The following is a 26843-nucleotide window of genomic DNA, read 5'->3' as shown; positions in this document are numbered from 1 at the left end:
TCATGAGTGCTAAAGTTGCGGCCTTAAAAAAAACCTCAAAACATAGCAGTAGCAATGCTAACCCACAGCATAGTTGGCAAGCGCAGGCTTGTCATCAAGCAAGGCCATTTTTCCCACAGGCTGTGCAAGCTAAAATCAAAATTGGGCAGGCAAAAGATCCTTACGAACGCCAAGCTGATCAGGTTGCTGACGGTGTTGTTGCAGGGAAAACCAACTTAGCTGCTAATGTTGATTTAGCGGCCAACGATCTGGAACAAGCTAAGCCTCTAGCACCAAAGGCAGTAGCCGACGAGAAACTTCAGCGACAAAACCACGAACAAAAAGACCTTGAATTGCAAGCAAAAGAACAGCCGGAAGAAAGTCTTCAGGCTAAAGCTAATGAGGGACAACAGCTACAAGCTAAAAGTGAGGACGAAGAGGAAACATTGCAGGCGCAAGCAAAGCCGGACGAAAATTTACAGGCTAAAGTTAAGGAGGAAAAACGGCTACAAGCTAAAGGTGAGGACGAAGAGGAAACATTGCAGGCGCAAGCAAAGTCAGATGAAAACTTCCAAGCTAAGATGAAAGAAAAGGCGCTAAAGCCTCAGCAGGTTGAAAATGCAGAAGAGCAAGAGCTTCAAGCAAAACAAGATGATGAACAGAACATTCAAATGAAAGTACTAGAACGTAAAGTTAAAACCGAAAACCCTGAGCAGGCATTTCAACAAGCTCGCAGCCAATCTGGTAATGCCATGGAAAATCAAGTACAGGCAAAAATGGAGCGGGCATTTAATGTTGATTTTAGTGGTGTGCGTATTCATACCGATCAAGCGGCGGTAGCCCTTAACCAACAATTAGGCGCCAGAGCCTTAACCAATGATCAAGACATATATTTTAATCAAAACCAGTTTCGTCCTAACAGCCGTTCAGGATTGCATTTATTAGCACACGAGCTGACACATACTTTGCAGCAAAAACGCGCAAATATCGGCTCGAAAGCGGTTCAAGCTAAATTATCGGATGACATACAAGAAGACGGTTATCAAATTCGCCCAGAATTATTAGAAGCGCTAAGACATGCTCGCAGCCAAATCGGTTTAGTCAATGCCAAGCAAAAAAATGACCAAGGATTTCGTCAAGGTTTTGAACGACTACTAGCGTTTTTTAATAAAGCTTTTGGTGGAGAGCTGCCAATTAATGAAGAGGTGATCAAAAAAGTCAGTTTATACCCAGATAAAGACGGAAACCTTAAAGATGCCTTACCGAGCTGGTGCGGTATTTTTGTGTGGTGGTCACTTAAGCAAGGTGGTGTGCCTATTCCCGATTGGAAATTAGGCCACAGCGTGATGGCTTTTTTGCAGGCAAGACCAAAAGGACAATTACCCCGCAAAGGCGATATTGCCTATCGCATGCCGTTTCAGCACTTTGCTATTGTTTCAGGTGTCAAAGTTGACAGTGCTGGCAATGTCGCGCAAGTGGCAACCATCAACGGTAATACCGCCGGACAAGATAATTTAGGTGGGCAAATTGAAGAGCAGTGGGATCCGGTTAATCGTTGGTTAGGCTTTTTTGATCCGGTCGCCAAACTTGATATGCCAGAAGTCACTTTGGTTCATACTGGCTTAAGTCCTGACTTGGACGAGATACCAAAGGCCGAACAACAGCCGGCAGAAAGCCAGAACAAAGCAACAGCTGTAACAGAAAATGATATTCCCGATACCGAGCCCAATCCAGCAGACCAAACTACAGCAGAAGCTGTTACTGAGATATCACCAGAAGAAAATGTGACGTTGGAGCTACCGGATATTCCCCCCGCACCGCTAATGGAAGTGATGGCTGCTATCGAACCGCTTGATATGGCAGGTAGCTCTGATCAAGCGGTGGCTAGCGTTGCTAAAGCTAAACCGTCTCAACTGGCTCAAGATGGTGACAAACTAGGGCAGGCGGTTAGTAAAAAGCTGGTTCAGGAGCAGCAACAAGAAGTCACAGATGCGCCAAAGTTACAGGTTAAATTGGCTGGTAATGTAACGGAAGGTATCACACCAGCAGACCAATTGATGCCATCGTCAGCAGACATTACTGACGGTAAAACTGCTGCTGATCCGGAAAAATTAACCATTGACCCTCATCAAAATCATGGTGATGCACCTTCTAATAAAGCTAACGAACAGCAACTTGAAAAACAAAGTAAAAGCGATAGCTTTTTGGATTGGCTAAAGAACAATATGCGCAATTTTTTAAATAGCGTGCGCACCACAGACAATAACCTCAATACCAGTGCCGGAGCCAAGCAAAAAGTCTCATTGCAGGGCAGTGCCGATCCAAATCGTATGGCGAGTCAAAAGGAGGATGCCGGTGGCAAGTTAAGAGGTAAGAGAGACGAAGTCACGGGACAATTTACCAGCAACCCTGGGCAAAGTAATATTCAGGCTAAATCGGTGAACGAAGATAAGTCAGTCGCGATGGCGGTTGTTCCGCCAGAGCCGGTAGCGACTGAGGCGTCACAACATGCGGATGATTATGCCAACGCAGAATTGCCTGAGGCGGTGAGAAAAAAAGCCGATGAAAACCTTAGTCAAAGCATGCAAAAAAACCTTAATAAAGCGGATCAAGATGCGCAGTCAGCAGCACAAACTAAGCAGAAGGAAAAAAATGCTGAAATAGCTAAGGCCGAAAAAGAAACACAAACGCTAAATAATAAAGCTGATGCTGAACAAAGAACTCAGGTTATTGATAACCGAAAAAAAGTCTCTGATCAGCAAAAACTCGGCATTAAAGACGCTTTCGATAAAGTGAAAGCTTTTGATCATGATGCAGGTAAGGAACAGGTTGAAAATAAAAAGTCCATAGATGACAAAGTAAAAACCTCTCAAGAACAAGCTGATACTGAGTTAGAGAAAGGCGAAAAAGAAGCGGAAGAAAAGAAAAAGTCAGGTGAGAAAGAGGCAGCAGAAAAAAAAGCTCAACTGGACAAGGAGCAAAAAAAGGAAAGTTGGTGGGATAGGGTTAAAAGTGCGGTTAAGAGTGCGGTTAAAGCGCTAACATCGGCAATCGATAAAATTTTTAATGCCATACGCTCAGCGGTTAAAACTATTATCGAAAAGGCTAAAAATGCGGCCATTGGTTTGATTAATGCCGCGAGAAATTTTGTTGTTGATAAACTCAATAAGTTTCGTGATTGGGCAAAAAACCAAGTTAACAAATATCTTGGCGAGGCGTTTCCTGGGCTTGCTGCCAAGATCAATGGTGCTATTGATTCTGTGGTTGATACTGCCATAGCGGGCGTTAACATGGTGGCTGATGGCGCAATAGCTGCGGTTGAAGCGGTCGCTAATGCATTAGCTGTTGCACTAGACAGAATACTGGAAGCATTTCAAGCAGGCTTAAAAGCTGCCGTTGAAATTATTGGCGCCGTGCTCACTGGCGATTTTCTTGAAGCGCTGAAAATAGCGATTCGAGCAGGTTGTGAAATTGCCGGCATTGATTCAAAACCCATTTTTGATTTCTTCGAAAAAGCCGGTAACCAATTAGTCTCTATTTTAAAAAGCCCCGGGAAGTTTTTTAATAACTTGGTCACGGCCGTTGGTATGGGCGTGCGCAGCTTTGTTAAAAACATCAAACAACATTTAATCAAGGGGTTAATTGAATGGTTAACGGGCGCTATGTCGTCGGTGCCGATAACTTTACCGGAGAAATTTGACCTAAAAGGTATTATCGATCTGGTATTACAAATTTTGGGCTTAACTTATGCCAACATTAAAGCTCGGATTATTAAAAAGTACCCCAAAGCCGAAAAAGTTTTTGCTGCAGTTGAAAAAGGTGTCGAAATAGTACGCCTGTTAGTAACCGAGGGCCCCATTGCACTATGGAAGATGATCAAACAAAGTCTGGCTAACCTGAAAGAAATGGTGATGGGGGCGATTCGTAACTTTGTTATCACCACAGTAGTGAAAGAAGCCGTAACTTGGCTGTTGGGTTTACTTAATCCTGCTGGTGCTTTGGTAAAAATTCTTAAATTGTTATTTGATTTAGTCATGTTTTTTGTTGAACGTTTTCAGCAAATAAAAGACTTTGTCTTGTCGGTTTATGGCGCCATTAGTTCACTGGCTGCTGGGGTGTTAGGTAAAGCGGCCAAGGCTGTTGAAAACGCAATGGCGCGAAGCTTGCCTGTTGTTATTGGTTTGTTGGCATCTTTGGCGGGTCTTGGTGGCATAGGTAAGACTGTGACTGGCATTATTAAAAAAGTGACCACACCCATCAATAAAGTTATTGATAAGGTAATAGACACGGTAGTGAAGTTTGCTAAAAAACTGTTAGGTAAAGGGAAGGGGGTTGCGAAAAAGATCAAGGATAAATTGACTAAGTGGTGGAAGGTTAAAAAGGGCTTTACCGCTGAAGATGGCGCTAGTCACAGTCTGTTTTTCAAAGGAGAAGGCAAGGGCGCTAAATTAACAATGCGCAGTGAAGAACAACCCTATCAAAGTTTTATTAACTCATTAGATGAAAGCAGTTTTACTGCCAAGCAAAAGCCTCATTTAGCAAAAGCTAAGTTAGTTGCGGCAGAAATAGACGCAAAACGTAAGGAGCCGCTGAGTGGCAGTAGCAAAGAGGAAAAAGCGAAACAATCAGACTTAAAGCAAAAAGCGTTGGGTAAGTTGTTGGTTAAATTGGGGCAGTCTACCAAGTTTTTATTTACCGAGGTACCGAACTGGAAAAAGCCGACTTATGGCGGCGTAAACTCTGCCGGTTTTGGTACTAGCATGAATATTGACATATTGACCAAAAAAGGTCCTGGTTGGAAAGATGGTTCAGCGCCAAGTCAGGCAGCCCAAACGACCTATGATGTGTTAAATACTCGGCGTCAGTCTGGCGGTGCAAGCTTTTATATCCGCGGGCATTTGCTAAACGATAACGTGGGCGGACCGGGTAAGTGGTTTAATATGACGCCACTTTCTAGAGAAGGGAATCATCAACATGAGTCGCAAATAGAAAGTTACATCAAAGCAGGTTTCAATTCAGGGGCTATTATGCGCTATAAAGTGGTGCCTCAATATGGTGGGCAATCGGGAGGCGCAGCACTTAAACAGGCGTTAAAGGCGAAATATCCAACCCAAGAAACATCATACAATAAAATAATTGATGCCGAACAAAATGTGCCGAAAGGTCTGCAAGTTGAAGCGGCTAGGATGAAGAAAAAAGGTGCTAAATTTGCAGATGTTGAAAGTAAAGCTTTTACCATCTTGAATCCAATACAGCGTAGCGCCGACAAATACTTTTTAGCTGATTCACCAAAAGTCGTGGCAATTGATATTAATACCCTTACCAGTAGTCAGGCCTTGATTAATCAAGGTCACGGTGACATTACTCCACAAGCAACTGCTATATTTAAGGCAGTGCAGGCTAGACGTAATAACAAGCAGATACTTACAAAAATTGGCTCGTATAAAACTTTGGCTGACGAGGCTGCTAAATATGGTGGCAGCTTTTCTGGCGAAGACGCTAAGGGCTGGAACACCCAAGGTTATGTGGTGTTAAAAACTTAATGATGACCTGATAAGTTAAATGGGATAATAGAATGGATGGAAATTTGCCTGACTCAAAGGTTGCGACCAATGCTAATAATCTTAGTCATGCATTTGATTATTTAAAGCAGGTGCTTGATGCGCGTATTCGTTTGCATCTTGCAAAGGAGTCAGAGGTTGAAGAACTTGAATTGCCCGGCTTAGCCTTTTTTGAAGATGGCTCTGCTTTTGCTGAATTTATTCATCAGCATCAACCCAGTTTTGATGAATATATTGTGTTATTACTGTCGATGGTTAGTCATATTCAACCTAGCTTGTTGGATAATATATTTCGGAATGCCTTGTTAAATCATACTTCTTCTGCAGATTTTATTGGCACTGAATTTGGTGGCACACGGGATAACGAAAATCAACTTTTTCAAGCGACTGGCGAAACTGCTCTTTATATTTTAGCGGGCAACGACCTTAATCATCGATTTCATGTACAACAAATTCTCAGTAACGAGCACTGGTTTGCGCAGCAAAATATTCTTAAGCTGGCACCGGCGAAATCTGGCCAAGCTATTTGTAGCGGCCGTTTGTTAATGAATACCGATATGATTGAACGCTTTACGCTGGGTAAAGTGAGCCGCCCTAAATTTAGTAATGACTTTCCTGCTCAGGAAATTCAGACTGAGTTACTGTGGCAAGACTTAGTTCTACACCCAGATGTTATTGAACGGATAAAAGATATTAAGGTCTGGGTTCAGCATCATCACACCTTGATGGATGATTGGCAAATGGCCGCGAAATTTAAACCAGGTTATCGGGCATTGTTTTACGGCCCGCCGGGTACAGGGAAAACCCTTACCGCAACCTTGTTAGGTAAATATACCGAACGTAGTGTTTTTCGGATTGACCTCTCTACCGTGGTTTCAAAGTATATCGGTGAAACTGAGAAGAACCTAGCCGCTTTATTTGATAAGGCGAAAAATAAAGAGTGGATACTATTTTTCGATGAGGCCGATGCTTTATTTGGTAAACGCACCGGCATAAAGGATGCCCATGACCGATTTGCTAATCAGGAAGTTTCGTACCTTTTACAGAAAGTAGAAGAGTTTGACGGTTTAGTGATCTTGGCATCAAATCTAAAAGCCAATATGGATGATGCTTTTTTACGTCGTTTTAACGCTGTGATCTCCTTCCCATTTCCTGACAAAAATGAACGGGAAAAAATTTGGCATTTGAGTTTTCCAAACCAAGTTAGTTTTGACCGAAAGGAGAATATCGCTGAGTTATTAGCGGCATATGAATTAGCGGGGGGAGCGATAATTAACGTGGTGCATTATGCCTGTTTAAAGGCTCTTTCACGCGGGCAACAAAAAATTTTACATTACCAAGACTTGTTAAGCGGCATTCAGCTGGAAATGGAAAAATCCGGTAAGGTATTTAAGGTGCTATAAAAGAAGATTTTGGTAAGTGTGGTTTCTGGTTATTTGGGCTGCTTTAGATGATTGACGTAGGTGTGGAACATTGGTAAAAATTATAATTGCTGTGCATTTTTCTGGTAAAGCCTAGTATAAAAAATACTAAGCTTTACCTGTAGTGATGAAGCTACTCAACAATTTGATTAAGTATTTTCTTTCATAAATTCAAGCGCTTTAGCAACAGCGACTTTAACATTATTTTCCATCTCAAATCTTTCTGAGGCGGGTAAATAGAATGCCATATCAACTTCATGGCGAATATAACGTGTAGGGAGTTGATTTAAAACGACACAAACTAAGTCGGCAATAAATTCAGTGTCATATTTTTCTTCTAATTTTAGAGTGGTAAAATGTTGCGATACTAAGTTTTCATAATAGTTATGAATATCATCAGAAATTTTCATTGGCATGACTCTTAAGTTATAAATATTTTATTAAGCGTATTGTTAGGGTACTGAAAACTGCAAACTTTTTCATCTGTTAAGTTGAGTTTATACCAAGAAAGTAAAAGTTATGGTATTGATCAGAATTTTTTAGTTTGTGCTATCTCTCTTTCTAATTTAGAAATTGCCTGTCGACAGCGTCCTAAACGTTGGTGTAACGCTAAAATTTCTTCAGAAAGTCGGGCACTTTGTTTAGCAGTTGCCTGTTGACGTTGTTGCTCCCTTTCTTGAACCATAACTAATAATCGGCGTTCAAACTCAACTGTTTCTTCAAGTTTTTTGTGTAAATTATGGCTTGATTGCATCACGGCTTGGGCTGCTTTTTTGTATCGTTGTGCTTTTATCGCCGCTAGACGCTGATCGGCTTCTTTATGTATAGTTTGATTTGAATTCAAGGCAGTCCGTAGGGCTGATATTTGTTGCTCTATAATTTGTAGTCTATTGTGTGCCAGAGCGTTTTTTTGGGCACTTAATAATCGCGCAAGTTCATAGGTTTTACTTTTTATCTCCATTACGTAAGGAACAAAAAGATCACTATGTGTTGAAAATAAGGCTTCAGAGAAAATATCATTATCTTGAATTATACGGTGTGATTTTGAGTGCTTGTTTGCTTCATCAATTTCTGCTGCTTGAATTGCAAGTTGCTCAAGTATCGTTTGAATTTTTGTAATTGCTAGCTGCATATCAGACCTATTTAATTTAGCCAAGCTTGGTAGCTAAGATTGGCAGACATTGCAATTACAACGGTGATGAATACCGGACGAATAAATTTACTACCAAACTTAATCGCCCAATGAGCACCAACCCAAGCACCGAGCATAATAAATATTCCCATAGAGATACCAAGTGCAAAGTTGACGTGGCCGAGATATATGAAAGTTAATAAGCTGCAAAAGTTACTAACAAAGTTGGTAAAGCGTGCTAAGCCGCAACTTAGTAAAATATCAATTTTATATAAAATGCTCGACGAACTGACCCAGAAGGCTCCAGTGCCGGGCCCCGCTAAACCGTCATAAAATCCAAGAATAATTCCCTGTACCACTTGCTTGATTTTAATTTTAGGGGTTTTTGTTGGTAAGCCGTGCTCATCATGTGTTGATGATTTCGTCATTAAGGTATAAATCGCCGTTAATATGATTAAAACGGGGATGTATTTATCCAAAAATTCGACAGAAAGAAAGTTAACAATAATAGTACCGGTAATAGCACCTATGGCTGTTGCAACGATAGCCCACAACCAATACTTAGGGTTAAATAATTTTTTTCGATAAAAAGCAAATGAAGCCGTGCATGAACCAAAGGAAGCTGCCAGTTTATTTGTGCCTAGTGCCACATGGGGCGGTAAACCAGAAGTGAGTAATGTCGGAACCGTAAGCATGCCGCCTCCGCCGGCAATTGCATCTATTAGCCCAGCAATAAAACCAACACTGCATAAAGTTATCCATAAACTTAAATCTAGGGCAGGATCAAAAAACATAAAACTCATGTACTAAAAATTAAAAGTTAATTATATCACAATGAAGTATTGATTTTATGGACATTTTTCAGACACCTTTTTGTGGTAAGAAATAATTTGACATGATTTACACATTTGAATGTGTTGCTAAAATTTTCAAGCAAGATGGTTTTTGTTTTGTTGTTGTTGATTAATAAGTATTTTTCCATCAAAACAGTTTATGTCATTGCGTGTGTGGAAAAATTGAATAAATATAACCTATTGGTTTTTATTGATTTTGTTTTTTGTAATTGTTTCAGTCGTTAAAGCTGTAGATTGTTGTGAGAGAAATGTGTAACTGATGTTTTTTTACTTTAAGTATTGATTAATAAGGTTAATTTTGTTTTTTCTTACTATTTATTTTTAAAAGTGTAAGTGTAATGTTTCATAAGGTTATAAATTGAAATATTTGTCATTTTTTTATCTATGCCTCGGCGCATAGTATGTCTCTAAATCGTTGCTTAGTCTCACTTTACTTTTAGCTACAAATTGTATTGCTATCGGTAACCGTATTACTACAAGCGGTGAAGTCAACAAGACAAATTAATAGTCTTGAATTTTAGAACATGAACATCACGAAAGTGATGCAGGGAGAATAACATGTATAGTAAAAGCAAAATTTCAAAATCTATAAAACTGGCATTGATGTTTAGTGCCAGTTCTGCACTCGCTACTATGCCAAGCTTTTCTGTTGTGGCCGAAGAAGCTGCAGATGAAGTAGAACGAATCGAAGTTACGGGCTCGCGTATTAAACGTACTGATATGGAAACACCAGTTCCGGTTACTGTAATCGGGCGAAGTGATATCTTAGAAATGGGTGCAATTAATGTTGCCGACGTCTTAAATACAAGTCCTGTTGCTGTTGCTGGTTCAGATCAGTCTAATACCTCGTTTACTAACTCTAGTGTAGGTTTAAACACGACGGCGTTACGTAACCTTCAAGAAGAGCGTACGTTAGTTTTAGTTAATGGTCGTCGATTTGTTTCTGGTGTTTCACCGTCGGTTGGTTACGCTGTGGATTTAAATGCTATTCCGGCAGCGATGATTGAACGGATTGAAATACTAAAAAGTGCATCATCTGCTATCTACGGTACTGATGCGGTAGCGGGTGTTATTAACATTATTACGCGCAAAGATTTTGAAGGTGTAGAGCTTAATGTTCAAACCGGTATTTCTGATGAAAGTGATCGTGAGAAGTACGCAATTAACGTAACTGCTGGTAATACATGGGATACTGGTAGTGTCACTATGGCATTCGGCTATGATGAAGATAAGGGGCTTAAATCGTCAGATCGTGATTTTTCAGCAGTTGATAGAGCAATAATTCTTGATGATAACGGAAACGAGGTTATTGGAGACGTATTCTCATCTTTCCCTCCTCAAGGTCGTATAGGAAGTACTGGCAGTGGCTATAATGGCGATGGTACGCCTTTCGACGGTGATGCAGGCTTTGATGGCGATCGATTTAACCGAGCCGCATTTCGTCAGCTAGTTACTCCATTGGAACGTAAATATGTTGCAATGAATTTTAATCAAGAAATTGGCGATGATATTAATTTCTTTACAGAAATGAACTGGAATTCAACAAAAACCAACGATTCTACAATTGAACCATATGCACTTACGGTTCATGACGATATTTGGTTTAATGATCGTGGTGGTAATGGTGGTATGAGCGTTATGTCACCGTTATTACCTGATTTATTAAGAGACAATTTAATTGCTGATGGTGTAACTGATCTCAACGAAGTTGGCTTTCGCCGTCGTATGGTTGAATTTGGACCACGCTCAACAGACTTAGAAAGATCTACTATTCGAGTAGCTTCTGGCTTTGATTGGAATATTGATGATAATTGGAATTTGAACACTTACTTCAGCTGGGGTCAAACAGACCAAACACAGCAAAATGGTGGACAAGTAAATGTTGAACGAGCAGCTTATGCACTAGACGTTGAAGAAGCCGCAGATGGTTCATTACAGTGTGTGGATGAACTTGCAAGATTGCAAGGATGTGTGCCATTGGATATGTTCGGTGCAGGCACTATCTCAGACGCAGCGGTAGCCTATGTTAAGGCGCCAGCTAAAGTTGCAGGTCGAGTTGAGCAATTTGTTTTTGCTGCTTCCGTTACCGGTGAGTTACCATTTGAAATGTCAGGTGGTAATGTTGGTGTTGCATTTGGTGCAGAGCATAGATTAGAAAAAGGAGCATTTAGCCCAGGTGATTTGGCCCAAACTGGTGCGTCATCTACTAATAAATCTGATGCAACCAATGGTTCTTTTTATAGTAATGATATCTTCGCAGAAGCAATCCTTCCGGTAACTGATGAATTTGAAGTTGATTTAGCTGTTCGTTTTTCAGACCATGAAATTGTTGGTGAGGCTACCACGTGGAATGTTGGTTTGCAGTATCAACCTACTGATGAATTAATGTTTAGAGCATCAGCTGCTACGGCAATTCGAAATCCAAATGTAGCTGATTTGTTTGGTGGACGCGGTGAAACATTTGCTGGTGTAACTGATCCTTGTAATGGCATTACAGCAGCCTCTACTTCTCAAGAAGCTATAAATTGTTTATCAATTCCAACTATTGCTGCCCGTGTAGCTGCAAACGGCGCATTTGAGCTTACTCAAATAGAAGCACAAAGTACTGGCGGAACAATTGGCGGTAGCCCTGATATTCAAGAAGAAACAGCTGATACATGGAGTGTAGGTGCTGTATGGCAGATTATGGATGGCTTATCCATGACTGTGGATTATTATGATATCTCTATTGAAGATGCAATTGATACAACCAGTCGTACAACAGTTTTAAATCGTTGTTTTGCAGTGTCATCTGCAGAGTTCTCTGCAACTTGTAATGGCGCGACAGTTCGTGATGCTAACGGAGCCTTAACTGAAGTAGATTCTGGAACCAGTAATGAGAATAATATCGAAACCTCAGGTGTTGATATTGAGTTTAATTACACCGCAGAATTTGGACCTGGTACATTTAAAGCTGATTTAATTTGGAACCATACACGCGAATGGGTACAAACTGCAATTGAAGATGGAAGTTCGGTCGACTTTGCTGGCGAAGTACTGAACCCAGATAATAGAGCAAATTTAAACTTAAATTATGCTCTGGAAGATATTTCATTTTCTTGGAGAATACGTTACTGGGATCAATCAGTAGATTCAGTTGAAGGCGACAACTTTAACTTTACAGATTTTGAACCATTAGTTGAATCAAATGTATACCCATCTATGGTATATCATGATATTTCTGCAAATTATCACATGACTGATAATACAGAATTGAGCTTTAATGTGCGTAACTTATTTGATAAGCAACCTCCATTTGCTGGACAAGGGCATGATAAAGGCGGTACAGGTATAAATACTGTATCTGAAGCATTTGATGTTACCGGTCGTTATTTCCAAGCGAGTGTAACAACTAAATTCTAGTTTTTAGTTCGAAACACCAACAAAAAGCCAGCTTATGCTGGCTTTTTTTATGCTTTGTGTTTTAAATCTAATTGTCAAATTTAAAACACAAAGAAAACTAGTGATCGCTCTTAATAAATATAATTACGATATAGTTAAATTGTTTTCAATTGTTTACAGTTCATTTTAGCGTCTTTTTAAGTCTTTGTTTATATTCGGCTATATACTTTTTTTAGATCTGGTATGTGTTTTGTTTTTTTGTTACAAATGTATCTTTTAAATAATGTTTAATATGTAGTCTAAAATTAAGTTGTTGTTTTTGTTTGTTTTATTTTTTTTGTTATTTTTGGGATATTGGCAATATATTGGGGTTGAAGATTTGTTGTGCAGTTTGTAAATTTTCATGCGTCCCTGTAATTATTTTAACTCTATGTATATAAAGGTTTTTTTTGTTGTTTTTGCAAAGCTTTATTTGTCTGTATCTAGCTAGTGTTGTCAAAATGTAACTCTTTGTATTGACCCGTTAACAATTTTAAGTTTAATATCTTACCCGACAGATCCGGTTTTTGACCGAAATAATAAAACAACAAGGCAATATAGCCTTGATTTTAAACACTAGAATCACGAAAGTGGTCCAGGGAGTAAATATATGTATAGCAATAGCAAAACTGCTAAAGCTGTCCGTCTTGCCATGATGTTTGGTGCAGGCGCAGCTGCAACTATTTCGACTCAAGCATTTTCTGCTGAAGAATCAGCTGAAGATGTTGAGCGAATAGAAGTTACAGGTTCACGTATTAAACGTGCAGATATGGAAGGTGCTAACCCTGTCCAAGTTATCACACGTCAAGACTTGGTTACATCAGGTATCACTAATATGGGTGATATTCTTCAAGAAATTCCATCAGTTGCTGGTGCAGCAACTAACACCGCAATTAATAACGGTGGCTCAGGTGCTATCCGTGTTTCATTACGTGGTTTAGGTTCACCTCGTACACTAGTACTTTTAAATGGTCGCCGTATGGTTGCCTCGGGAACTGGTGCTAATAGTTCTGTTGATTTAAGTACCATCCCAACGGCAATTGTTAAACGGGTTGAAGTATTAAAGGATGGCGCATCAGCCATTTATGGTTCAGATGCTATTGGTGGTGTTGTTAACATTATTACTCGTGATGACTTCGAAGGTTTTGAATTTAATGCGGGTTACGATATCGGCACTGAAGAGTGGGATGGTGAAACAAAACATCTTGACTTAACTATCGGCTTTTCTGGCGACAAAGGTAATGCTGTTGTTAACGCATATTATGTGCAACAAGGGGCTCAATGGTCTGGTGACCGTGATTGGTCAAAATTTGATTATTCGAAAGATCCTGAAACAGGTGAGTTAATTCCAGGTGGCTCTTCGGCTCCACCATGGGGACGTTACAACGGTATTGATGGTGAAGTGAATGGAGAAGAGTGTAGTTCATTTACTCACGGTGCAGCAAATGGTCCAGGACAATCTGATCCTTCTAATCCAGCAAATGCTACTGGTTATGATTGTTGGGATTGGGACAAAGATACATATAACTTTGCTCCAGCGAACTATCATTTAACACCGCAAGAACGTTATGGTATTTATGCATCTGGTTCATATGAAATAACAGACACTACTCGTGTATTTACAGAATTGAGCTTTAACCGTCGTACATCGAAGACTAAGTTAGCGCCATTACCATTAGCTCCACTTGCTTTCTTTGGTTGGACTGATGCGACTTATTCAGCCGATAACTATTATAATCAACAATTTGGCCCGAAAGACGTAAATGGCGACTCAGTAGATATTGCTGATTGGCGCCGTCGTATGGTTGAAACTGGCGGTCGTGATTCACAATTCCGCATTGAAACTGTACGTGCTATGTTCGGTATAGATGGTGAATTTGAAAATGGTTGGGGCTGGGAAGCAAGCTATATTTTCGGACGCAATGACTCAGCAACACAAGGTGCTGGTGGTGTAAACTTCGAAAAAGTTAGCTTGGCTGTAGGTCCTTCATTTATGGATGACCAAGGTAATGTAGTTTGTGGTACTGTAGATGATCCAATTGCTGGTTGTGTATCATTAAACACCTTTGGTACTCCAGGTACAGATAATGAAATCTCTCAAGAGATGATGGATTATATCTTATTTGAAGCTCATGATGTTGGTTCTAATGAACAACAAATCATGTCTGCAAGTATTTTCGGCGATGCATTTGAGTTACCAGCTGGTACTGTTGGTTTTGCAGCAGGTATTGAACATCGTGAAGAAAAGGGGGCTGATTACCCAGATGCATTAATAGCATTAGGTATCACTTCCGGTTCATCACGTACATCAACAGTAGGTAGCTACGAAGTTGATGAAGCATTTGTTGAAGCAAATATTCCATTATTAAGTGGAGTTGCTGGTGCAGAAGTGTTGGAAGTTGATGTAGCTGTTCGTTACTCTGACTACAATACATTTGGTGATACTACTAATCATAAAGTTGGTGTTCGCTGGGTACCGTTTGACGGTTTAATGGTTCGAGGTACATCATCTACTGCGTTCCGTGCGCCTTCTACATCTGATTTGTTTGCTGGTTCTTCAGATAACAGTCCTGAAGTAGTAGATCCATGTAATACTAATCCTACGGCGTTCTGTATTGCTGATGGTGTTCCTGCAGCAGGTTTTGAACCTATTGGTGATCAATTATCCTCTACTCGTGGTGGTAACACAGAATTACAACCAGAAGAAGCTGATATTTTTACTGCAGGTATCGTATATAGCCCAGACTTTGTTGAAGGTTTATCATTAACTTTAGATTACTGGGATATTGAAATTACTGATGCTATCAGTACTTTAGGTGAGCAGTTAATTTTAGATAGTTGTGCTGCGACAGGTGAACACTGTGACAAAATTACTCGTTTTGGCGCAGATAGCCCATTGTACGGTAACTCTATCGACATCGATGACCGCACAACAAACGTTGGTGGTGTAGAGTCATCAGGTTATGATTTCAATGTTCGCTATACTACTGATATTGAAGGTGGCACATTAACTTTCAACGTTGATACTACTTATTACGATACGTATGATATTACGCAAGCAAATGGCGATGTAATTGAAAATGCTGGCTATTTCTACCGTAATAGTGGTGACGGTAACTTCCCAGAATGGAAAACTAATGCAGATGTTCGTTACTCAAGTGATGATTGGTCAGCAGCATGGTCTATTCGTTATATTGGTGAAGTTGATGAGCCGTTTGATTCAACGTCAGGTTTCCGTACAATCGATTCTCAAACTGTGCATGATGCGCGCTTTAGCTACTTCATGGACAACATGACGGCTACTATTGGTCTGAACAATATATTTGATGAAGATCCACCGTATGCTGATACTGGTTTCAACGATAATACTGACCCTCGTACGTATAACACAACAGGACGTCACGTATATGTAACTTTAGGTTTATCTTTCTAAGATAAGTTTAAATTACAATTAAGTAGATAAAGGCCATTGAGTTTTGCTCAATGGCCTTTTATTTATTTTGTACTTAGTTTTAGTTTATGTTTATGTTAATTGAGCCTGAGTGTTTTTGTAGCGGCAAAGTATTCGCAAACTAATGTTGTTCTAAAGTTATTAAATTTTGACATCAGAGGGAGGTTGATAGGGCAAGTAAAGTGTAGGGAAGTATGTTTATCATTTAAAGTGCGTACAATAAAAAAGCCGCCAGAAAGGAGGCTTCAAAAGTTTATGCTTATATAATTAAATTGAAGAGCCTGCACTAGTCTGGCCTTTACTTTCTTGTGACCTTAGTGCTTCTTGATTTCTCCTTCTAACTTCGTCTGACATTTCTTTCGTCATACAGGTACGTTTTTTACGGTGACTACCAGTCGTAGCTTTATATTCGCAAACCATATTTTTATCTTTAGCCATTTTTGCATATTTTGCATCGTTTTCTTGTGACTTTTCAGCATAGCCAGGCTGTGATGAGCTGCAAGCTGCAAGCAATACTGCTAGAGATATCAGTGACAATTTTTTAAACATATTGTGCTCCTTTTATATTAAATTTATTTTATTCACTATTTTTTGCTTTTAAATAAAGTCGAGCATTTTATTAAAACGCTCGCAAATAGTTTCAAAGTTTACAGTTAGCTATTATTGTTAAGTTCTGAAAGGTGAAATCAGGCAAAGAAGTGAATGTGTTCTGAGTTCTTATTAGAAAATTTTTCATTATTTGCAACAGTTGAAAGCTAAATGTAGTCAACATGTCTAATATATTGCAATATCGAATAAATAATCCCATAGCTAAAATCCCCACCATATTCCTTTACTTAATTTAGCTTATCATCGACCACATTATGTTGTATATAACAATATTGCAACAATGTATTCGATATATTTATACAAATGCCTCAGTAATGTTATGCTAATTATTCATAATGTTTACGGTAATAATGCTTAAATGGATAATAGTTATTTGAAAAATGTAAGAGATCAATACGAAAATTACCCGTACCCCCATCGAGATCCGAATGATGAAGATGTTCGTTTGCTAGAAATCGGCATTGAACGTTTAGAACTAATTAATTTTTATTGTTTTAAAGGTAAAAGTGATTTTAATAATTTTAGGGTTTTAATCGCTGGTGGAGGAACGGGGGATTCAACTATATTCTTAGCTGAACAACTAAAATATAAGAATGCTGAAGTTTGGTATGTAGATATTAGTGAAGCATCTATGATTATCGCAAAAGCAAGAGCCAAAAGAAGAAACTTGAATAATATTAACTGGTTGCATGGATCTTTGTTGTCACTTGGAGAAAGTATAGGTAAATTTGATTACATAAGTTGTACAGGGGTTTTGCATCATTTAAGTGATCCATTAAAGGGTCTTAAAAGACTAAAAACGCTGTTGAAAGAGTCAGGAGCATTAGGACTCATGGTTTATGGAGAATATGGTCGTACTGGCGTATATCAAATGCAAAAGTTATTGAAAATGGTAAATCAAAATGAAAGCTCATTACCTTGTAAAATCGAGAATACAAAAAAACTGCTAGCGAATCTACCTGAAACTAACTGGTTTATGTACAACCAAAAAATACTAGTCGATCATAGAAATGGGAATGATAGCGGCTTAGTAGATTTATTATTACATGAGCAAGATTGTGCTTTTAACATTGTAGAGGTTTTTGACCTGCTTGAAAGTTCACAATTGAACTTGGTTGAGTTTACCGATGTAGGTATGAGAATGTCGTATCGACCAGAACAACACCTTACTGATGAAGCTATGCTTAAAACTGTAAAAATGCGGCCATTAAAGGAACAATACGCTATTTCAGAACTAATTGTAGGAGCTTTTAAAAAGCATGAGTTTTATGCTTCTAATGACACTAATTCTATAGCTAGTTTTTATGACTTGGACAATATACCGTTTTTTTTTCCTGCTGACCGTTATAAAAACTTAGGTGGAGAATTAGCAGAAGCTATTTTAAAAAATCAGAATAAGACTATATCAATGAAGCATCATACAGGCTTTGAGTTTGATATTAATGCAACCCAATTGAATTATTTATTGTTTAAAAATATTAATGACCAAAATACGCTGTTGGCGATATTTGATGCTATTAGACTTGAGTTAAAGGACAAAAATTTAACAAATAAAAAACTATTAGCTCATTTTTCTTCGTGTTTTAGGCAGTTTCAGCAATTAGATTGGCTATTACTTCGAAGTATTTGATCCTTTATTTGTCTTTATCTTTAACATTTTGTCTTGTAATTGGTCATTACCATAATAATGGGGCAATTCTTTTTACAAAAGATGCTTATAATTCTTGATTTAAATAGATATGCAAGTACATTTCAAATTGTTGTAACAAATTACTTTGTAAATTTAGTGTTGACATTTTTTTTTGCTTTATTCATATGAAATGTAAGGTGTTATTTTTTAATGGTATTCTAAATTTACTAAGTAAATTGTGGAGCTTCTGTTCTGTAGATGAAAAAAATATACTGTTAACTAATTGTATTTTATGTGTTTTTACTTTTCTGTAAGTGCCCTGTAACACTTGGGTTGCTTCTTGTTACATTTTTATCTACTTTGAACTCTTAGTTATTAACTTTTTTTTTATCTTATTGTTTTTAATGTTTTTTTATTTTTATTTTTAATTCCATATTTCTCTTAAAATTATCCTTCTTTGACCCATTTACAAAGCCACGTTTATTATCTTGTCAGTTTTTTCTGAACATGTGTTCAAAAAATTGAAAGGCAAAATAGCCTTAAAAAAATAATATTAAAACAAGATATTAAAACAAAAATGAGGGTCTTCATTGAACCCGGGAGCAAATATGTTAAATAGAAGTAAAGCAGCCAATGCTGTGCGTCTTGCCATGGTTTTAGGTGCAAGTTCTGCAGTAATTTCAACACCTGTATTTTCAGCGGACGAAGCAGCAAAAGGTGTAGAGCGTATTGAAGTGACTGGTTCTCGCATTAAGCGTGCGGATATGGAAACAGCTAGCCCTGTAACCGTTATCGACTCTTCTGCAATTTTAGCCACTGGTGCAACATCGATTGACGGCGTGTTACAAAGCATGACATCAGCTGGTGGTGCCATGACTAATCCAGGTATCAATAATGGCTCAGGTGGTAATGCGCGAGTTAATTTACGCGGTTTGGGCTCGGCTCGTACTTTGGTGCTTGTTAATGGTCGCCGTATGATTGCTTCGGGTACTGGTGCAGCTTCTTCTGTTGACTTAAATACTATTCCTGTGTCTATGATCCAACGTATTGAAGTACTTAAAGATGGCGCTTCCGCCGTATACGGTACTGATGCGGTAGCGGGTGTTGTTAACGTTATTTTAAAACGTGATTACGACGGTTTTGAAATGAATGTTCAAACCGGCATGTCAGGTCAAGGTGATGCTGATGAGTCTAGCATTGATTTTACTTTAGGCGGTTCATCAGATAAGGGCAATGTGGTAGTTGGTTTGCAATATACTGACCGTGGTGAAGCTAGCCAAGCAGATCGTGACTTTTCTGATTGTCCAATTGCTGAAGGTGATGATGGCCTATATTGTGCTGGTAGTGTATACGCTGAGGGTGGCCATATTTGGGGAGATACTGCCGACTTAAGTGGTCGTAACGGTGAATACCATGATTTTGATTATGATAGCGAAAATAATGATCGTTATAACTATGCAGAAGATAGTTACTTATTCACCCCAATGCAACGCTTAAACTTAACCGTAAACGGAAGTTATGAGTTAACTGATGATTTAATGTTTTTTGCCGAAGCTATGTACACTAAGCGCTGGTCTGAACAGCAGATGGCGCCGCAGCCTATTTGGAACAGCGAAGCATGGGTTTACGACTCATCTTGGATGAACCCTGAATTGTTAGCTCATGGTATTGTCGATGGCGAGGAACTGGATTATGGCCGTCGTATGACAGATACCGGTACTCGTGACTTTTCACAAGTAGTAGATACAGTAAGAATTGTATTAGGTTTAGAAGGAGAGTTCGAAAACGGCTTTATGTGGGATATGTCATATAACAAAGGTCGTAATGATTCTGTTGATAAATTATCAAACTTGCACAATATTGGCGCTATCAATGATGCGGTACAAAATCAAGAGTTTGACCCATTCACTCAATCTTCATGGACAGGCGATTCAATTTCTCCATATATCTACACTGAGTTAAATTCTGGTGGTAGTGAAATGGATATCTTTGCCGCATCTTTATCTGGCGAGTTAATGGAAGTGCCAGCTGGTGTTATTGGTTTTGCAGCAGGGTATGAGCATCGTTTAGAATCTGCTTACTATACACCTGACTCATTAACCGCACAGGGTATGGCCAACGATCCTCGTGTTGAACCTACATCAGGTTCATTTAATGTTAATGAAGCATACCTTGAGTTAGCGATTCCATTGTTAGATGGTATGGCGTTTGCGGAGCATGTCGAATTAAGTGCCGCTATGCGTTATTTTGACTACAACACTTTTGGTGATGACAATACTTGGAAACTAGGCTTAACTTGGAAAATTAATGATCAAGTGATGCTGCGTGGTGTTGCCTCTACTGCCTTTAGAGCGCCGACAGTTGATGAATTATTTGGTGGTGAATCACCGTCTTTTGAACAAATTACTCATGATGCATCAAGTCACAGTCAAGCAGAAGTTACCGTTGGTGGTAACGCATTATTGACGCCAGAAGAAGCCGATATCATGACCTTAGGGGTAGTATTAGAGCCTGATTTTATTCCTGGTTTATCTTTAACGGTTGACTATTACGATATTGAAATTTCAAACGCAATTGGTTCAGTTGACAATAACTATATCGCTAACCTTTGTATGGGTGATGATGGCAGCAAAATCAATACTAGTTCTGCTGTCTGTCAGTCAGCAGATATCTCATTAGACGGTACTGGTCGTATTTCATTCAATAATGGTTTACAAAATATTGGTGGTCAATCAACCGCGGGTTATGACATCAATGCAACCTACGTTTTTGAAACTGCGGGCTTAGATTGGCGTGTAAGTTTAGACACTTCGATTCTAGATCACTTCGAAGAGTCTGACCAAGATCGTAACATCATAGAGTACACAGGATTTGTAACTTCTGGTAGTGGTGCGTATGCTGACATTAAATCTAATTTAACCGTTAATGTTAAAGGTGATAGTTGGGAAGCAACCTACGAGGGACGTTATATTGATGGTATGGATTCATTATCTTGTGATGAAGATCCTTCAGCGTGTTACGCACCTACTGTAGGTTCAGTGGTTTATCATGATTTATCAGGTGCTTACTTCTTAAATGAAAGTGTAACTTTGTCAGGTGGTGTTAATAACTTATTAGATAAACAACCTCCGTATTACTCAGGTAATAATGACTCAAATACTGACCCGTATACTTATGATGTTTTAGGTCGCTATTTCTTTGTTAAAGCGAATGTGAAGTTTTAATTCGTTATTTGTTGAATAAAAAAAGCCAGTCACAAGACTGGTTTTTTTGTTTCTAGTTATATTCACGCTGGCTCCAATATAGGCATGAGCTAATGCCTTCGCAAAAGCAAGCTGAGGGGGAAAGCGTAAAATTAGCCGAGAACTTCATGTTGGCTGTGTGTCTATATGTAATAAAATTCTCAATTATTCACAGTATTACTTAACACCGGTATTATCTAAAATTGATTATTAAGTCGTCGTTTTTAGCTTTTTCCCTCGCTATTTTGTAATTATTATTGACTTACTACGAAAGAGTTAGTAAAACATACTCAGCATATATTTTTACAATTAAGAGGAATGTTTGTAATAGCGTCAATTAACTCTATTATTCTTTATAACTTGAATAGAGTGTTCAATTCTCGTTACAAAAAAGTTTTTTTATCCCATTAAGGGTAAAATAGACTGTCTTTTTAATGTACTTAGTTGACAGCTCGGCTGTCGTCTGGGAATATTGCATGGTTTTATTCTAGAGAAATTAAAACTTAAAATGGCAGATTATTAAATTTGCGTTAACAATAAGCTTGTTATCAAAATTCAATAGCAATTGGTTGGGAACTATGTCCAAATTAAGCAAGAAAAGCCTAATCGCTTCGACGATTATTGGCGCACTAGCATTTTCAGCGAGTAATATCGCTGCAGCAGATGCTTTAACAGATCTACAAAAAGCAGAAGCTCAAATTTTTAAAGCTTCAAGTAAATCACAAAGCAAAATTGACAATATTTACGAGCAAACTCAAGAGCTATTAGCTGAGTACCGTAACACTGTTGATGAAGCTGACGTACTTAAAGGCTACAACGATCATGTTCAACTTATGGTTGATGATCAAAAAGCCAATATCAAATCATTAGAAGATCAAATTGCGGGTATCGATAAAACCAAGCAAGGTGTTGTACCATTAATGTACAAAATGATTGATACCTTAGAAAAGTTTGTTGATCTTGATGTTCCGATGAACATCGAAGCACGTAAAGAGCGTATTGCTGGTTTACGTGACGTAATGGGCGATTCAGACGTATCTGTTTCTGAACAATTTCGTTTAGTACTTGAAGCCTATGAAATTGAAGCAAACTACGGCACGGTTTTCGCAGCTTACCAAGCTGAATTAGACCTTGGTGATCGTATGGTTACTGCTGATTTCCTTCATATGGGACGTATTTCATTTGTTGCTCAATCTCTTGACATGAAAAATGCTTGGGTTTGGAACAATGAACAACGTGCATGGGAAGCTTTAGGTGACGAATACTTGAAACCAGTTACTGATGCTATTCGCATGGCTCGTAATCAATTACCAAAAGATTTAACTAAGTTACCAGTATTTGCAGCAGGAGCAAAATAATGAAAAAAGTTATTAATTTTGTATTACTTGCTGCTTCTATGGCAGTGGCAACTTCAGCATCAGCAAATCAATTAGATGACTTGTTAAAACAAGTTAAAGCTGATCGTATCTCTGAAGCTAAACTTGATAAAAAGCGTGAAGCTGAGTTTATGTCGGCTCGCTCTGACAAGCAATCTTTGTTGAATAAAGCTAAAAAAGAACTAGCGGATCAAAGAGCTCGTAATACTCGTTTAACTAAAGAGTATGCTGCTAATGAAATTACCCTAGCGCAAAAAGCCGTTGAATTAGACAATGCTAAAGGTACTTTAGGGGAAATGTTCGGTGTTAGTCGTGCTGCAGCAGCTAATGCTTACGGTGCTATTGCAACGTCAATTGTATCTGCTGAATACCCGGGTCGTGGTGCAGCGTTAGATGTGATTGCTAACTCAAAAGCCATTCCAGAATTAGAACAACTTGAAGAGTTATGGTTTGCATTGCAAACTGAGATGACACAATCAGGTGAAATTTCTAATTTTACTACTGAAGTAACTAACTTAGACGGTTCAAAGTCAACAGAGTCTGTGACTCGTATTGGTGCCTTTAACTTAGTTTCTGACAACGGTTACTTAACTTATAATGACGAAGTAGAACAAGTTCAACCGCTAGCTAAGCAACCTGCAGGTTATATAGCAGGAACTGCATCGTCATTCTTTGGCGAAACATCTGGTTACTCTCCTTTATACGTTGACCCTTCACGTGGTGCTATCTTAACGCTTGAAACCCGTAAGAAAACCTTAATGGAATTCTATCATGAAGGTAAAGAAGTAGGTTATGCAATCACAGTTCTATTAATTATTGGTTGTTTAATCGCTTTAGAACGTATGATTGTTCTTGGTGGCATGAGTGCGAAAATAAGTGCTCAAGAGAAAAACCTTGATCAACCGAACGAAAACAACCCACTTGGTCGTTTATTAAAAGTTTACTTTGATAATAAATCAGTTGATGCTGAAACACTTGAGCTGAAATTAGACGAAGCAATATTACGTGAAACACCTAAAGTTGACCGCGGTATTAACTTAATCAAAATGTTCGCAGCTATTGCACCTCTAATGGGTCTGTTAGGTACGGTTATCGGTATGATCATGACCTTCCAAACGATTACATTATTCGGTACAGGTGACCCGAAAATTATGGCGGGCAACATCTCATTAGCGCTTGTTACAACGGCACTAGGTTTGATTTGTGCACTACCTCTTATCTTAGTTCATAGTATTGTGGCTAGTAAGAGTAAATCTGTATTACAAAAATTAGACGAGCAAAGTGCTGGCTTAATCGCTGCAATTGCAGAGAAGGAGTCTAAATAATGTTATTCCTGATAGAGCTTTGGGAATCTGTCAGGAGTTTTATTGCGACTGGTGGTGACGTATTGTACGTTGTTGCCTTCGCACTCTTATTGATGTGGATAATGATGATAGAGCGTTATTGGTTCTTATCAAAAGTATATCCAAAAATGAAAGACGATATAGTCGGACGTTGGGATGCGAGAGAAGACACAACTTCTTGGTATGCACATCGAATTAGAGATACTTGGATCTCCGAAGCGACAGAACTACTAGAGCAACGTATGCTCACAATTAGAACCTTAGTGGCAATGTGTCCACTTATTGGACTACTTGGGACCGTAACCGGCATGATCGGTGTGTTTGAAGTTATGGCACAACAAGGTACAGGTAATCCGCGTCTGATGGCGTCTGGTATATCAATGGCAACAATCCCGACAATGGCGGGTATGGTTGCAGCATTATCAGGGGTGTTTTTCAGTTCAAGGTTAGACGCTAAAGTTAAACTAGCAAAGGCTAAACTGGTTGACAGTTTACCTCATCACTAGAGAGATATTCGAATGGCACGTAAACGTATTCGTGAAGACGAAGAAGCAGCAATAGATATGACACCGATGCTAGACATCGTATTCATTATGTTGATCTTCTTCATCGTTACTACTTCTTTTGTAAAAGAAGCTGGTATTGAAGTTAATAAGCCAAAGGCGGCAAACCAATCTAAACAAAAGTCAGCTAACATCTTTATTGCAGTTAAAGATAACGGAGAAATTTGGTTAGATAAACGTCGTGTTGATGTTGAACGCGTAGCGGCTAACATTGAAAAACTATTGGCTGAGCAACCAACTGATGTCGTCATCATTCAAGCAGATAAAGACGCTAAACATGGTGTCGTTGTTAAAGTGATGGATGCAATCAAAGAAGCGGGCATAGACAGAATTTCTATTGCTGCAGCTAAGGGGTAGTCTATGGTTCGCTTTTTAGTATCTATACTACTAGGCGCCGCAGTAACTTTTGCTTTGTTTTCTTTTATGGCATTTCTTGTTTCTAGCGGTGATAGAAGTAAAGAAGAGCAACTAGAAAACATCGTTGTAGAAGTTAACACGACGCCACCTAAGTCAGCTGCTGAACGCCGTCAACGTGTTCCGCCGCCGCCACCGCCGCCGCCTAAGACGCCGCCTAAGCCTCAAGCTCCAGAGCCTGAGACTAATAGTGATTCAGGTGGATTAACGTTTAATATGCCTGGCGTGCAGTTAGCTGGCGCTAATGCAGGTATTTCTGCACCTGGTGCAGGTTTCGGTCGAGATGGTGATGCCACACCTATTGTGCGTATTGAGCCTAAATACCCAATACAGGCTGCTCGTGATGGTAAAGAAGGTTGGGTTAAACTTTCATTTACTATTAACGAAATTGGCGGTGTTGAGGATGTTAAGGTTATCGAAGCTCAACCTAAACGTATTTTTGACAAAGAAGCTAAGCGTGCACTACGTAAGTGGAAGTACAAGCCGAAAGTTGTTGATGGTAAAGCCATGAAACAACCAGGTTTGACAGTGCAACTTGATTTCAAAATGGACGCGGGGAATTAATAATGAATAAGATTTTTTCATCTTTACTGTTAATTGTTTCAGTTGTTCTAGTTCAGTTACCTATTGCTGCAGATGTATCTGCAGCTGGTGCTGAAAAGTCAGAAAAGCCAAAGCGTAAAACACAACTTGTCGGTCCGAGTGTCGGTAAAAAAGTAGGGAAAGCTTTCGAAGCTTATTCTGCTGATGATATTCCTGGTGCGTTAACTATTCTTTTGGATATTGACGCTAAAAAAGACTATGACAAGGCTTATGTTGCGCGCTTTATTGCTGTCATGTATGCCACTATGGGTAATGAAGAAGCGAAAGCGATTCAATATCTTAAAGTTGCAGTTGCTCCTGATATCCTTAATGAAGTTGATCATGGTGAAGCGATAAAGTTGTTGGCCGATTTGCAGATGCAAACCAAAGATTATAAAGGTGCGTTAGTTAATTATAAAGCCTGGATGGACTTTACTGGTAAATCTGACGGCGATACCTGGACTAAGATAGCAAATGCTCATTATGCGCTGAAACAATTAGATAAAATGATTGTTCCTGCTGATAATGCTATCGCAGCTTATGGTGATAAGCACAACAAAAATCCATATATTTTAAAAGTTACTTCATATTATGAAAGTAAAAAATATAAGGATGCTGTTAAAACGCTTGAAACCGTTATTCAGATTTTCCCAGAAGATAAAACTTGGTGGACACAACTTGGCATGTTTTATTTGCTAGTTGAAGATTATAAAAAGGGTTTAGCTACATTAGATCTGGCTTATAAACAAGGTTTTCTGGTTAAAGAATCTGAAATTAAAACCTTAGCAAGTTTATATGCACAAAATGAAGTGCCATATAAATCAGCTTTGTTGTTAGAAAAGCATATTGATTCTGGCTTAGTAAAACGCGATGATAAGAATTTAGCTTCTTTAGCTAATGCTTGGCATGCAGCCCAGCATATTGATAAAGCAGCTAAATATTATGGCGAATTAGCTAAAATGACAAATCTTGCTAAGCATTATAGCAAGCAAGGCATGTTACTAAAGCAAGATGAGCAATTTAAACCTGCTATTGTAGCTTTAAACAAAGCGCTAGAGCTTGGGGTGAAAAATGAAGGTAAACTGCATATGAGCATTGCAGAGTCACACTTTTATTTGGAACAATACAAGCAAGCTTACAAAGCAATTAATTTAGCCATGAAAGATCCTAAGACCCGTAAGTCGGCGAAAGGATGGGTTAGCTTTATTAAAGATACAGCACAGCGTAAAAAAGTTTCTATTTAATTATTATCGCTATGCAATTAAA

At 38.8% G+C, this 26843-nt stretch carries 16 protein-coding genes; 12 read left to right on the top strand and 4 right to left on the bottom strand.

Annotation, left to right across the window (positions count from 1 at the left end; genetic code table 11):
* The first annotated feature begins 2 nt into the window (after nucleotides 1-2).
* A complete protein-coding gene (locus tag AC27JP_RS01335; protein ID WP_487111643.1) occupies nucleotides 3-5522 on the top strand; it encodes an eCIS core domain-containing protein in 5520 nt (1839 codons plus the stop codon).
* Nucleotides 5523-5554: 32 nt separating this feature from the next.
* The gene (locus AC27JP_RS01330) at nucleotides 5555-6943 is read left to right on the top strand and encodes an ATP-binding protein (RefSeq protein WP_487111642.1); all 1389 of its coding nucleotides are present in this window, start codon (nucleotides 5555-5557) and stop codon (nucleotides 6941-6943) included.
* A gap of 167 nt (nucleotides 6944-7110) precedes the next feature.
* Here the strand turns inward: AC27JP_RS01330 and AC27JP_RS01325 are convergent, their stop codons facing one another.
* From AC27JP_RS01325 to AC27JP_RS01315, 3 genes are all read right to left on the bottom strand, one after another.
* A complete protein-coding gene (locus tag AC27JP_RS01325) occupies nucleotides 7111-7371 on the bottom strand; it encodes a late competence development ComFB family protein (RefSeq protein WP_487111641.1) in 261 nt (86 codons plus the stop codon).
* A gap of 119 nt (nucleotides 7372-7490) precedes the next feature.
* Nucleotides 7491-8117, bottom strand: a complete 627-nt coding sequence (gene priC / locus AC27JP_RS01320; protein ID WP_487111640.1) for a primosomal replication protein PriC — start codon at nucleotides 8115-8117, stop codon at nucleotides 7491-7493.
* Nucleotides 8105-8887, bottom strand: coding sequence for a sulfite exporter TauE/SafE family protein (locus tag AC27JP_RS01315; protein WP_487111639.1), 783 nt, complete (start codon nucleotides 8885-8887; stop codon nucleotides 8105-8107). The genes priC and AC27JP_RS01315 overlap by 13 nt, the downstream gene beginning before the upstream one ends.
* A 618-nt stretch (nucleotides 8888-9505) precedes the next feature.
* On the opposite strand from AC27JP_RS01315, the gene AC27JP_RS01310 reads away from it, so the two are divergent.
* Nucleotides 9506-12349, top strand: a complete 2844-nt coding sequence (locus AC27JP_RS01310) for a TonB-dependent receptor domain-containing protein (RefSeq protein WP_487111638.1) — start codon at nucleotides 9506-9508, stop codon at nucleotides 12347-12349.
* A 628-nt stretch (nucleotides 12350-12977) separates the two neighbouring features.
* On the top strand, nucleotides 12978-15800 hold the full coding sequence (locus AC27JP_RS01305) for a TonB-dependent receptor (protein ID WP_487111637.1): 2823 nt from the start codon (nucleotides 12978-12980) through the stop codon (nucleotides 15798-15800).
* A gap of 285 nt (nucleotides 15801-16085) precedes the next feature.
* On the opposite strand, the gene AC27JP_RS01300 is transcribed toward AC27JP_RS01305, so the two are convergent.
* Nucleotides 16086-16367: a hypothetical protein gene (locus AC27JP_RS01300; RefSeq protein WP_487111636.1), complete on the bottom strand. Its 282-nt coding sequence runs from the start codon at nucleotides 16365-16367 to the stop codon at nucleotides 16086-16088.
* A gap of 418 nt (nucleotides 16368-16785) precedes the next feature.
* Here AC27JP_RS01300 and AC27JP_RS01295 point away from each other — a divergent pair, with 418 nt between their 5' ends.
* The 8 genes from AC27JP_RS01295 (at nucleotide 16786) to AC27JP_RS01260 (ending at nucleotide 26821) form a co-directional block, all read left to right on the top strand.
* On the top strand, nucleotides 16786-18057 hold the full coding sequence (locus tag AC27JP_RS01295; protein WP_487111635.1) for a class I SAM-dependent methyltransferase: 1272 nt from the start codon (nucleotides 16786-16788) through the stop codon (nucleotides 18055-18057).
* A 608-nt stretch (nucleotides 18058-18665) separates the two neighbouring features.
* A complete protein-coding gene (locus tag AC27JP_RS01290) occupies nucleotides 18666-21281 on the top strand; it encodes a TonB-dependent receptor plug domain-containing protein (protein WP_487111634.1) in 2616 nt (871 codons plus the stop codon).
* 596 nt (nucleotides 21282-21877) lie between these two features.
* Nucleotides 21878-22657, top strand: a complete 780-nt coding sequence (locus tag AC27JP_RS01285; protein ID WP_487111633.1) for a DUF3450 domain-containing protein — start codon at nucleotides 21878-21880, stop codon at nucleotides 22655-22657.
* Nucleotides 22657-24000, top strand: a complete 1344-nt coding sequence (locus AC27JP_RS01280) for a MotA/TolQ/ExbB proton channel family protein (protein ID WP_487111632.1) — start codon at nucleotides 22657-22659, stop codon at nucleotides 23998-24000. The genes AC27JP_RS01285 and AC27JP_RS01280 overlap by 1 nt, the downstream gene beginning before the upstream one ends.
* On the top strand, nucleotides 24000-24524 hold the full coding sequence (locus AC27JP_RS01275; RefSeq protein WP_487079566.1) for a MotA/TolQ/ExbB proton channel family protein: 525 nt from the start codon (nucleotides 24000-24002) through the stop codon (nucleotides 24522-24524). Before AC27JP_RS01280 ends, AC27JP_RS01275 begins: the two co-directional genes overlap by 1 nt.
* A 12-nt stretch (nucleotides 24525-24536) precedes the next feature.
* Entirely contained in the window at nucleotides 24537-24938 is a 402-nt protein-coding gene (locus tag AC27JP_RS01270) for an ExbD/TolR family protein (protein ID WP_077285343.1), read from the top strand.
* 3 nt (nucleotides 24939-24941) lie between these two features.
* The gene (locus tag AC27JP_RS01265; protein WP_487111631.1) at nucleotides 24942-25559 is read left to right on the top strand and encodes an energy transducer TonB; all 618 of its coding nucleotides are present in this window, start codon (nucleotides 24942-24944) and stop codon (nucleotides 25557-25559) included.
* A gap of 2 nt (nucleotides 25560-25561) precedes the next feature.
* Nucleotides 25562-26821: a tetratricopeptide repeat protein gene (locus AC27JP_RS01260; RefSeq protein WP_487111630.1), complete on the top strand. Its 1260-nt coding sequence runs from the start codon at nucleotides 25562-25564 to the stop codon at nucleotides 26819-26821.
* Nucleotides 26822-26843 lie beyond the last annotated feature (22 nt).

It is taken from the genome of Colwellia sp. SU-HH01172 (genome assembly GCF_057553355.1).
This window is presented reverse-complemented; position numbering and strand designations above follow the sequence as displayed.

Excerpts from the sequence above, each read along its gene's own strand:
- AC27JP_RS01315 (WP_487111639.1), bottom strand. The coding sequence starts at position 8,887 with ATGTTTTTTGATCCTGCCCTAGATTTAAGTTTATGGATAACTTTATGC.
- AC27JP_RS01275 (WP_487079566.1), top strand. The coding sequence starts at position 24,000 with ATGTTATTCCTGATAGAGCTTTGGGAATCTGTCAGGAGTTTTATTGCG.
- AC27JP_RS01305 (WP_487111637.1), top strand. The coding sequence starts at position 12,978 with ATGTATAGCAATAGCAAAACTGCTAAAGCTGTCCGTCTTGCCATGATG.
- AC27JP_RS01280 (WP_487111632.1), top strand. The coding sequence starts at position 22,657 with ATGAAAAAAGTTATTAATTTTGTATTACTTGCTGCTTCTATGGCAGTG.
- AC27JP_RS01295 (WP_487111635.1), top strand. The coding sequence starts at position 16,786 with ATGGATAATAGTTATTTGAAAAATGTAAGAGATCAATACGAAAATTAC.
- AC27JP_RS01330 (WP_487111642.1), top strand. The coding sequence starts at position 5,555 with ATGGATGGAAATTTGCCTGACTCAAAGGTTGCGACCAATGCTAATAAT.
- AC27JP_RS01290 (WP_487111634.1), top strand. The coding sequence starts at position 18,666 with ATGTTAAATAGAAGTAAAGCAGCCAATGCTGTGCGTCTTGCCATGGTT.
- AC27JP_RS01270 (WP_077285343.1), top strand. The coding sequence starts at position 24,537 with ATGGCACGTAAACGTATTCGTGAAGACGAAGAAGCAGCAATAGATATG.
- AC27JP_RS01265 (WP_487111631.1), top strand. The coding sequence starts at position 24,942 with ATGGTTCGCTTTTTAGTATCTATACTACTAGGCGCCGCAGTAACTTTT.
- AC27JP_RS01300 (WP_487111636.1), bottom strand. The coding sequence starts at position 16,367 with ATGTTTAAAAAATTGTCACTGATATCTCTAGCAGTATTGCTTGCAGCT.
- AC27JP_RS01325 (WP_487111641.1), bottom strand. The coding sequence starts at position 7,371 with ATGAAAATTTCTGATGATATTCATAACTATTATGAAAACTTAGTATCG.
- AC27JP_RS01335 (WP_487111643.1), top strand. The coding sequence starts at position 3 with ATGAGTGCTAAAGTTGCGGCCTTAAAAAAAACCTCAAAACATAGCAGT.
- AC27JP_RS01260 (WP_487111630.1), top strand. The coding sequence starts at position 25,562 with ATGAATAAGATTTTTTCATCTTTACTGTTAATTGTTTCAGTTGTTCTA.
- AC27JP_RS01285 (WP_487111633.1), top strand. The coding sequence starts at position 21,878 with ATGTCCAAATTAAGCAAGAAAAGCCTAATCGCTTCGACGATTATTGGC.
- AC27JP_RS01310 (WP_487111638.1), top strand. The coding sequence starts at position 9,506 with ATGTATAGTAAAAGCAAAATTTCAAAATCTATAAAACTGGCATTGATG.